9 protein-coding genes are annotated in these 9,364 nt (G+C 63.7%); 7 read left to right on the top strand and 2 right to left on the bottom strand.

Annotated elements, in window-relative coordinates:
- Positions 1-298 (bottom strand): hypothetical protein (locus tag BLT65_RS47680; protein ID WP_208545849.1); only part of this gene is annotated, 298 nt, incomplete at its 3' end.
- A gap of 57 nt (positions 299-355) precedes the next feature.
- Between BLT65_RS47680 and BLT65_RS34110 the strand changes: the two genes are divergently transcribed.
- The 4 genes from BLT65_RS34110 (at position 356) to BLT65_RS34090 (ending at position 4,297) form a co-directional block, all read left to right on the top strand.
- Positions 356-1,804 carry an NAD-dependent succinate-semialdehyde dehydrogenase gene (locus BLT65_RS34110; RefSeq protein ID WP_091786575.1) on the top strand — a complete coding sequence of 483 codons (1,449 nt, stop codon included), beginning with the start codon at positions 356-358 and terminating at the stop codon, positions 1,802-1,804.
- Between the two features lie 403 nt (positions 1,805-2,207).
- Positions 2,208-2,696: a hypothetical protein gene (locus BLT65_RS34100; RefSeq protein ID WP_007584061.1), complete on the top strand. Its 489-nt coding sequence runs from the start codon at positions 2,208-2,210 to the stop codon at positions 2,694-2,696.
- 36 nt (positions 2,697-2,732) lie between these two features.
- Complete coding sequence (locus BLT65_RS34095; RefSeq protein WP_091786569.1) at positions 2,733-3,149, top strand: DUF302 domain-containing protein; 417 nt, start codon at positions 2,733-2,735, stop codon at positions 3,147-3,149.
- A 164-nt stretch (positions 3,150-3,313) separates the two neighbouring features.
- On the top strand, positions 3,314-4,297 hold the full coding sequence (locus tag BLT65_RS34090; RefSeq protein ID WP_091786566.1) for a glycerophosphodiester phosphodiesterase family protein: 984 nt from the start codon (positions 3,314-3,316) through the stop codon (positions 4,295-4,297).
- Between the two features lie 923 nt (positions 4,298-5,220).
- Here BLT65_RS34090 and BLT65_RS34085 read toward each other — a convergent pair.
- Positions 5,221-6,156 (bottom strand): LysR family transcriptional regulator, encoded by a 936-nt coding sequence (locus BLT65_RS34085; RefSeq protein ID WP_091786563.1) that lies wholly within the window; start codon positions 6,154-6,156, stop codon positions 5,221-5,223.
- A 156-nt stretch (positions 6,157-6,312) separates the two neighbouring features.
- Between BLT65_RS34085 and BLT65_RS34080 the strand changes: the two genes are divergently transcribed.
- From BLT65_RS34080 to BLT65_RS34070, 3 genes are read left to right on the top strand one after another with little or no spacing between them, the layout of a single operon-like run.
- Positions 6,313-7,521 (top strand): amino acid aminotransferase, encoded by a 1,209-nt coding sequence (locus tag BLT65_RS34080; protein ID WP_091786560.1) that lies wholly within the window; start codon positions 6,313-6,315, stop codon positions 7,519-7,521.
- An 11-nt stretch (positions 7,522-7,532) separates the two neighbouring features.
- Positions 7,533-8,333: a class II aldolase/adducin family protein gene (locus BLT65_RS34075; RefSeq protein WP_091786557.1), complete on the top strand. Its 801-nt coding sequence runs from the start codon at positions 7,533-7,535 to the stop codon at positions 8,331-8,333.
- A gap of 12 nt (positions 8,334-8,345) precedes the next feature.
- A complete protein-coding gene (locus tag BLT65_RS34070; protein ID WP_091786554.1) occupies positions 8,346-9,329 on the top strand; it encodes a 2-dehydropantoate 2-reductase in 984 nt (327 codons plus the stop codon).
- Positions 9,330-9,364 lie beyond the last annotated feature (35 nt).

Genomic DNA, 9,364 nt, shown 5'->3' with positions numbered 1-9,364 from the left:
TGGCGGTGTGAGCCGCTTTCTTTTGCCTACTTTTCTTTGCGGCGGCAAAGAAAAGTAGGTGCCGCCCCGCACAGGGGCGACGCCTGAAGCACGCTAACGAATCGCGGATGCCAGCGAAAAGGCAAAAACTGGAAGGCGACGCGTGAAGCACGAAGGCATAGCGCGAATGCCAGCGCAAACCCCAAAAAACCAAACCGCCCGCGCAACGGCACAAACCCAGCCCAGCGTCGCAGACAAAAACAAAAACAAAAACCACCACCTCCCGGCATACTTCCCAGCAATCAGTTAACATCAACATTCCCCGAAGAATTCCAGCCCGCGCGCGCAGCGCGCAAAAAATCCTCAGGAACACAGCATGGTCACATCCAGCAGCTACACCGATACCCGTCTGTTGATCAACAACGAGTGGTGCGACGCCGCCAGCGGCAAGACGCTCGACGTCGTCAATCCCGCGACGGGCAAGCCGATCGGCAAGGTCGCGCACGCGGGCAAGGCCGATCTGGACCGCGCGCTGGAAGCCGCACAGAAGGGCTTCGAAGCGTGGCGCAAGGTGCCCGCCAACGAACGCGCCACCACGATGCGCAAGGCCGCCAGCTTCGTGCGCGAGCGCGCCGACAGCATCGCGCGCCTGATGACGCAGGAGCAAGGCAAACCGTTCGCGGAAGCGCGTGTCGAAGTGCTGTCGGCCGCCGACATCATCGAATGGTTCGCGGACGAAGGCCGCCGTGTCTACGGCCGCGTCGTGCCGTCGCGTAACCTGAACGCGCAATCGCTCGTCATCAAGGAGCCGATCGGCCCCGTCGCTGCGTTCACGCCGTGGAATTTCCCCGTCAACCAGGTAGTGCGTAAGCTCAGCGCCGCGCTCGCAAGCGGCTGCTCGTTCCTCGTCAAGGCGCCTGAAGAGACGCCCGCATCGCCCGCACAACTGTTGCAAGCCTTCGTCGACGCAGGCGTGCCCGCCGGCACGGTCGGCCTCGTGTTCGGCGATCCCGCCGAGATTTCGAGCTACCTGATTCCGCATCCCGTCATCCGCAAGGTCACGTTCACGGGTTCGACGCCCGTCGGCAAGCAACTCGCCGCGCTCGCTGGCCAGCACATGAAGCGCGCGACGATGGAACTCGGCGGCCACGCGCCCGTGATCGTCGCGGAAGACGCGGACGTTGCGCTCGCCGTCAAGGCAGCGGGTGGCGCGAAGTTCCGCAACGCCGGCCAGGTGTGCATCTCGCCGACGCGTTTCCTCGTACACAACAGCATCCGCGAAGAGTTCGCCGCGGCGCTCGTCAAGCACGCTGAAAGCCTGAAGGTCGGCGACGGCCTCGCTGAAGGCACGCAGCTCGGGCCGCTCGCGAACGCACGCCGTCTGACGGCGATGGCGAACATCATCGAGAACGCGCGCTCAACGGGCGCGACGGTCGCCACGGGCGGCGAGCGCATCGGCTCGGAAGGCAACTTCTTCGCACCGACCGTGCTGACGGACGTGACGCTCGAAGCCGACGTGTTCAACAACGAGCCGTTCGGCCCGATCGCCGCAATCCGCGGCTTCGACAAGCTCGAAGACGCCATCGCCGAAGCGAACCGTCTGCCGTTCGGTCTCGCGGGGTATGCGTTCACAAAGTCGTTCCGCAACGTCCACCTGCTGTCGCAGAACCTCGAAGTCGGCATGCTGTGGATCAACCAGCCCGCCACGCCGACGCCGGAAATGCCGTTCGGTGGCGTCAAGGATTCGGGCTACGGCTCGGAAGGCGGACCGGAAGCGATGGAAGCTTATCTTGTGACGAAGGCTGTCACCGTCATGGCTGTCTAAAGTCTGCTGAAAACGTAGACCTGCCGCCCGCTGCAATGGCGGGCGGTTTGCTGAAAGACGCGCGTCGCGTACGCCGCGTCCAGCCGGTTCGTCGGACGAATCGAAAGCTGTTGGTAAAACTCCCGATTGGTGGCACCGCGTTGCGCTCCTAGCATGGCGTTCGAAGCCGCACGCTCGCGCATCGAATGCTTATGCCGTTGCTTCGTTTTCAAACGCGGCAGATCGCTTCCGTTCTACTACTCACTGCATTGCCGCTGCAAGCTGGGCGTATGCAGCAATTCGCTGCTTTGCCCATGCCGCGCGCGTGACAAGAAAAACGAAAACGCACGACGCGCAGGCCCCAACGTGAGGCGCCATTGCGCCTGAGCGTCGTTGTCACGTCACGAGTCACTGGAGAGTTTCGATGATCTTTCATGCGTCCATTCCCACGCAAAATCCCGAGCGCGTCGCGCGCACGCTTGCCGAAGTGTGGGGCGGTTTCGCCGCGCCGTTTTCGCCTTTCGAAGGCGCGTGGATGGCGGTGGCAGGCGACGACCGCGGCACGATCATCGAGACCTATCCGAGCAACCTCACGCTCACGCCCGGCGACACCCAGGAGCCGCTCGCATCGATGACGAATACGCGCGCGCAATACAGCGGCTTTCATATGGCTGTTGCGTCGCCGCTGTCGGCAGAGCAGGTGATCGCGATCGGCGAGCGCGAAGGATGGCGTGCCGTGCGCTGCACGCGCGGCAACAACTTCTTCGACGTGATCGAGCTATGGATCGAAAACAGCACGCTGATCGAAGTGCTGACGCCCGAGATGCAGGCGCAGTATCTCGGCTTCGCGACGCCCGAGAACTTCCGCGCGCTTGCCGAGCAAGCTTCCGCTTCTGTTGTTGCATCGCAATGACTACACTGCGGTGATGTCCCATCTCCGGAGTCCGCGATGACTGCCGCAGCGAAATGTCCCGCGTCGGTAGCGACGTTCAGGAGCGAGCACGGCTTTTCGATCACGGTCGCGCGGCTGCGCGGCCTGCTCGCCGACAAAGGCATGACGATCTTCGTCGATATCGATCAGGCCGACGCCGCCGCGCAAGTCGGCATGACGCTGCGCCCAACGCGTCTGATCGTGTTCGGCAACCCGAAGGGCGGCACGCCCGTGATGCAGGCGAACGCCTTGGCTGGGCTGCTGCTGCCGCTCAAGGCGCTCGTGTGGGAAGACGAAGCGCGCGTCACATGGCTCGCCATCGACGACCTCACAGGCGCGCTCGTGGACGGCTATGGGCTGGAGGCGTCGCTCGTCGAGCCGCTCGCCAAAGCGAAGGCGCTGATCCAGATGGCGGCTGCGCGCGATTCTGCGTGAGCAGTAGCATCCGAGCTCCGATGCGCGGGCGACACACCGCCAGGCGTTCGATCAATAAGTGTCACAAAGGTTTGCGTACGCGAGGCGTAGAGTCGGGTTCGCGTCTACCATGACGCGTTGCCGCGCGCGGCGCGAGCGTTCATGACACGACACGTATGCATCGAATGCGGATACCGGGGTTTGTTTTTGCCTTATCGATTCTCACGGCACTTTCAGCGTGCATGGCAGGTTCCGCCGTCGCGCCACTTCACGCCGACAACGCCCGCACATTGCCGGCGCTGATCGCCCATCGCGGCGGAACGGCTGATTATCCCGAGAACACATTGGCCGCCATCGAGGGCGCGCTCGCGAATCATGCCGACGTCATCTGGCTCACGTTGCAGTTGAGCCGGGACGGCGTGCCTGTGCTGTATCGTCCGAAAGACCTGTCGGCGTTGACGGACGCCAGCGGTCCGGTGGCGAGCCGGACGGCAGCGGAACTGGCGCGCGTCAATGCGGGCTGGCAGTTCGAGGCGCTGGACGCGCCGGGGGCCAGGCCGTATCGCTCGAAGCCTGTTGGCATACCGACGCTCGAAGACGCGCTGCGGATCATTCCGCGTGACGTGCCCGTCGTGCTCGATATGAAGGCGTTGCCCGCGGCGCCCCAGGCAGCGGCCGTCGCGCGTGTGCTCGATGCGCTGGATGCGTGGCCGCGTGTCACGATCTATTCGACGGAAGCCGATTATCAGGAGGCGTTCGCGCAGTATCCGCAGGCCCGTATGCTCGAGTCGCGAGATGCGACGCGTCAGCGGCTCTTCGGCGTCGCGCTGACGGGGCGGTGCGATGCGCCGCAAGCCGGAACGCGAGCGGGCTTCGAACTGGGCCGCAAGGTCGAGGTGATCGAGCGCTTCACGCTTGGCGAAGGGCGTTCGACTTTTGCTGCGCGCACATGGACGCCCGCGTCGGTGCAGTGCTTTCGCCGCGCTGCCGATACGTGGCTGGTTGCGTTCGCCGTGAACGATGCGGCGGCTTATCGCGAAGCGGCGTGTCTGCATATGGATGCTGTGCTTGTTGATTCGCCAAGGATGCTGTCGGGGGTGAGGAGGGCGCTGCAGGCGGCGCGCGAGCCGCTCGAATGCAATGTGGGCGACGGCGGTGCGGCGCGGTAGGGTGTGGGATGTTGTTGATGCGCCTAAGGGGGCGCGGCGGGTTTTTGTCGGGCTGATAGCGCGGAGTGATTTTTTTGTCTGCGACGCTGGTGTGGTTTGCTTTGGCTTTACGCTGGCATCCGCGCTATGCCTTCGTGCTTCACGCGTTGCCTTCCAGTTTTTGCCTTTGCGCTGGCATCCGCGTGTTGCCTTCGTGCTTCAAGCGTCGCCCCTGTGCGGGGCGGCACCTACTTTTCTTTGCCGCCGCAAAGAAAAGTAGGCAAAAGAAAGCGGCTAACACCGCCAGCCCGTGTTCTTATCCACGGGCCCTCAACGTCCCCACGCTTCACACGGCAGTGCCCTGGTTGGTGCTGGTTGCCAACGCTTCGAATGATCGCCTCACCCACTTCAAACACCCGAACAAGAGCTAGCGGCAGCGAATGGCATGTGCCGCCCAGGTGGCAAACTGTGTGTAGGTTGTCGCGGCGTATAGCGTGGCGCTCTTACAGGGTGGAACGCGTGCGCTATCGGTCCGGAGTGAGACGTGTGCAGCACTACGGCCGACACACAGTTTGCCACCTGGGCGGCCGTGGACTATCTGGCACGGCATGGTGCAGCGCGGGTGAGTGAAGCGGGTGAGGCGCTCCGCAAGAGCGTTGGCAACGAACATGGGTCACGTGATTGCCGTGTGAAGCGTAAGACCCTGGCGTTGGCAACGAACATGGGTCACGTGATTGCCGTGTGAAGCGTAAGACCGGTTGGGGGCCCTCAGGCAAACACTAGAACTGGCGGTGTTAGCCGCTTTCTTTTGCCTACTTTTCTTTGCGGCGGCAAAGAAAAGTAGGTGCCGCCCCGCACAGGGGCGACGCTTGAAGCACGCTAACAATTCGCGGATGCCAGCGAAAAGGCATAACACCCAAACGCACAGCCCCAGCACCGCCATTTCACTTCGCCCCAGCACCGCCCTGCGTCCTCCGATCCCAAATTCTCAAACACCCCCCAAGAAACTCCGCAAACCCATCAGCAGACGGCGACAACGACCGATCCACAGGACGATAAACACACACTTCCCGAATCGTCTCCGGCTCAACAACGCGCCGCATCACAAGCCCAAACGTCTGCGCCAGCGGCTTCACATAAAGCGGCGCAAGCGTAACCGCAAGCCCCTGCGCAACGAGACCAAACGCAGTGGTCACATTATCAACAACCTCAACAGGCGCAATCCGCGCATCCGATGGCTGATCGGCCAACATCTGCGCGACGCTCGCTTCGTGATCGCGACCCGTCGCGATGATCGGCGTGCCCCGCAGATCCTGCCACCGCAAACGCCTTTTCCGCGCCAGCGGATGCTGCTCAGCGCACCACAACACCCACGGGCTCTGAAAGATCGGTTCGCGCTGCACGCGGTCGCCCGTCGCCCGATCGGGACCGACGGCAAGATCGACGTCGCCACTCGCGACACGCTCCACCAGTTGCTCGACATCCGTATCAACAACCCGCACCACGACCTTCGGCTTCTCGGTCGCGTAGCCCGCTATGGCAAACGGAATCGCCGTGCTCGCCAGCACCAGCGGCGCGCCGACCCGCACGATGCCCGCCGCCCGGTTGCGGATGTCGCTCGCAGTCTGCTCGGCGGCACGCAAATGCCGCAGCACCGATTCCGCCGAAGATAGAAAATCGCGGCCAGCCGTCGAAAGGCTCACGCGCCGTGTCGTGCGGTCGAACAGCCGAAAGCCAAGCTCGCGCTCCAGCTCCGCCAGCAACTGGCTCACAGCCGACGAAGTCAGCCCCAGCCGTTGCGCCGCAGCGGCAATGCCGTTCTGGTCGACAATCGCGAGAAACGCCTCGAACTGGCGTATGGTGATGCGTGTGAGGGCCATCCGCCGATTCTAAAGCGTAACTTACGAATCGTGCAGAATCGATTGATTGTGACAACACGCGCTTTTCGACACACTGTTTCGCATGCGTCGGTGCATGCCTTCGCAACCTCTCGCAGAGTCAAGCAACATCCAGCACACATAGACAGAGACACAACCATGTTCGAACACATCCCCGCGTATCCTGGCGATCCCATCCTGAGCCTCAACGAGGATTTCCAGCGTGACCCGCGCACCAACAAGGTCAATCTGAGCATCGGCATCTACTTCGACGAAAACGGCACGCTGCCCGTGATGTCGTCGGTGCGCGAAGCCGAAGCGGCCATCGTCGCCCAAGGCACGCCGCGCTCGTATCTGCCGATGTCGGGCCTGCCGCAATACCGCGATGCCGCGCAGACACTCGTGTTCGGCACCGACAGCGCAGCGCGCGCCGCGGGCCGCATCGCAACGGTTCAGACGGTGGGCGGCTCGGGCGCGCTGAAGGTCGGCGCGGATTTCCTGAAGCGTCACTTCGCGGGCTCACAAGTGTGGCTGAGCGATCCGAGTTGGGAAAACCATCGCGTCGTGTTCGAAGCGGCAGGCCACACGGTCAACACCTATCCGTACTACGACGACGCAACGGGCGGTCTGCGCTTCGACGCGATGCGCGACACGATCGACTCGCTGCCGGAACGCAGCATCGTGCTGCTGCACGCGTGCTGCCACAACCCGACGGGCGTCGATCTCACTGCCGACCAATGGCGCGAGCTGGTGCCCGTGTTGCAGCGTCGCAAGCTGATCGCGTTCGTCGACATGGCGTATCAGGGCTTCGGCGACGGCCTCGAAGAAGATGCCGCCTGCGTGCGCATGCTCGCGGACGCCGACGTGCCGATGATCGTCGCGAACTCGTTCTCGAAGAACTTCTCGCTGTACGGCGAGCGTTGCGGCGCGCTGAGCGTCCTCTGCAAAGACGCAGCCGAAGCACAGCGCGTGCTCGGCCAGTTGACCTTCACGATCCGCGCGAACTACAGCAATCCGCCGATGCACGGCGCGCGGCTCGTCGCGGGCGTGCTCGGCGACGCGAAGCTGCGCGCGTCATGGGACGACGAGCTGCGTGTGATGCGCGAGCGTATTCATGAAATGCGTCATGCGATTCACGAAGGGCTTGCCGGTCGCGTCGATGAAGTGATGCGCGCGCGTTACACCGCGCAGGTCGGCATGTTCACCTACACGGGACTGTCGGCCGAACAGGTCGAGACGCTGCGTCTGGAACACGGCATCTATCTGCTGCGTTCGGGGCGCATGTGCGTCGCAGGCCTGAACCGCAACAACGTCGCGTACGTGGCGTCGGCGATTGCGGCCGTCGCCGGGTCGGGCGCGCGCCAGTAAGGAGGCACGAGATGGAGATCATGGAGCGAGACGAGCGGACCACGGGCATGGGCACTGGCACGTCAGCGATGCATCCCGACGAATGGCAGGCGCGCGTTCAATTGGCCGCCTGTTATCGCGTCTTCGATATGTTGGGCTGGACCGAACTGATCTACAACCACATCACGGTGCGTCTGCCCGAAAGCGTGACGGGCGGAGCGAAGCAGTTCCTGATCAATCCATTCGGCCTGCATTACAGTGAAGTGACCGCGCGCAATCTGGTGAAGATCGATGCGCAAGGGCGCATTCTCGACGGCTCGACGTATCCGGTGAATCCCGCGGGCTTCACCGTACACGCGGCGCTGCACGAAGGCATACCCGATGCGCATTGCGTGATGCATACGCATACCACGGCGGGCGTCGCCGTGGCGTGCTCGGAAGGCGGCTTGCAGCAAACCAACTTCTATAGCGCGCAGTTGCATGAACGCATTGCGTATCACGACTTCGAGGGCATCACGATTCACGCTGAGGAAGGGCCGCGTCTCGTCGAACATATCGGCGACCGGCAAGCGGTGATTCTGCGCAATCACGGGCTGCTGTCGTGGGGCACGACCTTGCCGCAAGCGTTCGCGATTCTGTGGACGCTGAACCGCGCCTGCGAGATTCAGGTCGCGACGTTCGCGATGGGCCGCGCGCGGCCCGTGCCCGAAACGGTCGCCGAGCAATGCTCGCGCGATGCGCTGCAATTCGACGTGCGCTACGGCGCGGGGCAGGACGTGTTCGATGCGCTGGTGCGCAAGGTCGATAGAATCGACGCCAGCTACAAGGATTGAGGAAGAACAACGATGAAGGTATGCATTTACGGCGCCGGCGCGATCGGCGGATGGATGGGCGTGAAGCTCGCGCAGGCGGGCAGCGAGGTGAGCGTGGTCGCGCGCGGCGCGACGCTCGACGCGTTGCGTGAACACGGCCTGCGCCTTAAAGAAAACGGCGAGACGCATGCGGTCCGGGTGCAGGCAAGCGACAAGCCGGAAGCGCTCGGCGCGCAGGATCTCGTGATCGTCGCGGTGAAAGCGCCCGGCATGGCCGCCGTCGCGCAACACATCGCGCCGCTGCTCGGCCCGAACACGCTCGTGCTGACGGCAATGAACGGCGTGCCGTGGTGGTTCTGTGCCGGCTTGCAAGGCGAGTTCGCGGGCGCGCGGCTGGCTTCCGTCGATCCCGACGGCTCGATTGCCGCCGCGATTCCCGCTGAGCGCACGCTCGGATGCGTCGTGCATGCGAGTTGCCGCGTCGATGCGCCGGGCGTCGTCGCGCATCATCAGGGGCGTGGCTTGATCGTCGGCGAAGCGACGGGGCATGCGAGCGAGCGCGTGGCGTCGCTCGTCGAACTGTTGCGCAAGGCCGGCTTCGATGCGAGCGCGACGGATCAGATCCAGCGCGACGTCTGGTACAAGCTGTGGGGCAACATGACGATGAACCCTGTCAGCGCAATCACGGGCGCGACCACCGACAAGATCCTGAGCGACCCGCTCGCGCGCGATTTCGTCACGCGCGTGATGCTCGAAGCGAAAGCCATCGGCGCGCGCTTCGGCATCCCCATCGAGCAGGCACCCGAAGACCGCCACGCCGTGACGCTGAAGTTGGGCGCGATGCGCACGTCGATGCTGCAGGACGTCGAAGCGGGCAAGGCGGTCGAACTCGACGCGCTGGTGGGCGCGGTGTGCGAGTTGGGCAAGTTGACGGGCATCGATACGCCGTATGCGAACGCGCTGTTTGGGCTGGCTCGTCTGCACGCTCGCGTGCGTGGGCTGTATCCTCTCGATTGACGCTGCACCTTCAATCACTTTAAGCCCCACGCATC

The organism is Paraburkholderia steynii (assembly GCF_900100565.1).
Taxonomy (GTDB): Bacteria; Pseudomonadota; Gammaproteobacteria; order Burkholderiales; family Burkholderiaceae; genus Paraburkholderia; species Paraburkholderia terrae.
The sequence above is the reverse complement of the archived record's forward strand: the minus strand, read 5'-3'. Positions and strand labels throughout refer to the sequence as shown.

Coding starts and splice junctions, on each gene's coding strand:
- BLT65_RS34085 (WP_091786563.1), bottom strand. CDS start 6,156: ATGGCCCTCACACGCATCACCATACGCCAGTTCGAGGCGTTTCTCGCG.
- BLT65_RS34090 (WP_091786566.1), top strand. CDS start 3,314: ATGCGGATACCGGGGTTTGTTTTTGCCTTATCGATTCTCACGGCACTT.
- BLT65_RS34070 (WP_091786554.1), top strand. CDS start 8,346: ATGAAGGTATGCATTTACGGCGCCGGCGCGATCGGCGGATGGATGGGC.
- BLT65_RS34075 (WP_091786557.1), top strand. CDS start 7,533: ATGGAGATCATGGAGCGAGACGAGCGGACCACGGGCATGGGCACTGGC.
- BLT65_RS34080 (WP_091786560.1), top strand. CDS start 6,313: ATGTTCGAACACATCCCCGCGTATCCTGGCGATCCCATCCTGAGCCTC.
- BLT65_RS34100 (WP_007584061.1), top strand. CDS start 2,208: ATGATCTTTCATGCGTCCATTCCCACGCAAAATCCCGAGCGCGTCGCG.
- BLT65_RS34095 (WP_091786569.1), top strand. CDS start 2,733: ATGACTGCCGCAGCGAAATGTCCCGCGTCGGTAGCGACGTTCAGGAGC.
- BLT65_RS34110 (WP_091786575.1), top strand. CDS start 356: ATGGTCACATCCAGCAGCTACACCGATACCCGTCTGTTGATCAACAAC.